The organism is Actinomyces sp. S6-Spd3, from assembly GCF_000758755.1.
GTDB lineage: Bacteria > Actinomycetota > Actinomycetes > Actinomycetales > Actinomycetaceae > Pauljensenia.
On record NZ_JRMV01000007.1, the window covers coordinates 1 to 744 of the forward strand.

Below are 744 nucleotides of genomic sequence, written 5' to 3' on the forward strand. Positions count from 1 at the left end.
TCTTGAATTTCAGACGACTCGTTGTTCTTTTCCACGTCCCCATCGTACTAAAGGGGCGCTACATGCGGGAAATAGTGGGCTAATATCACGTTTCACGCACTCGCGAACGCCCAAGCTAGAAGGGCGTCGAGCGCTACTAGGGTAGACAGCTTATCCGCGTTTCAGAGCCGCCTGGTTAGCCGCGGTTTGGGGCCGCGAGCGGACCTTCACCACCGGAAGCGTTTTCGAGGCCGGTGGGAACGCCCGCCGGGTCTGACCCGAGGTTGATGATCCGGTTGTCTCTGTCGACCAATACAACCTTGCCTTTGAAGCCGCGTGCCATGGATTCGGGCACGGACTGGTAGGCGATGATGATGACGATGTCACCAGGGTCGGTCAGGTGCGCGGCGGCGCCGTTTAGCTGGATGATTCCCGATCCAGCCTCGCCATTAATGGTGTAGGTGGAAAGGCGGTTTCCGTTGGTCACATTCACAATGTCAACGCGTTCGCCTTCAAGTATCCCGGCTGCTTCCAGCAGGGTTTTATCTACGGTGATGGATCCAACGTAGTTGAGGTCCGCGCCGGTCACGGTGGCGCGGTGAATCTTGCCGCTCATTAGCGTGCGGTAGATTTCGTTAGCCATTGGCGGCCTCCCCAATGTTCAAGATAGCGTTGTCAATCAGGCGCGTATTGCCAACGTAGGCGGCGAGGGCCAGCACGGCTTCCCCGGCCTCTACGGATTGGAAGGTGGTTGGCTCAACCAGC

General features: G+C 58.1%; 1 protein-coding gene. It reads right to left on the minus strand.

Translation table 11 applies throughout. The features are described 5' to 3' along the window. Window positions 1–175: 175 nt before the first annotated feature. Window positions 176–622 carry an aspartate 1-decarboxylase gene (gene panD / locus HMPREF1627_RS00045; protein ID WP_081940714.1) on the minus strand — a complete coding sequence of 149 codons (447 nt, stop codon included), beginning with the start codon at window positions 620–622 and terminating at the stop codon, window positions 176–178. Window positions 623–744 lie beyond the last annotated feature (122 nt).

Excerpts from the sequence above, each read along its gene's own strand:
- panD (WP_081940714.1), bottom strand. The coding sequence starts at position 622 with ATGGCTAACGAAATCTACCGCACGCTAATGAGCGGCAAGATTCACCGC.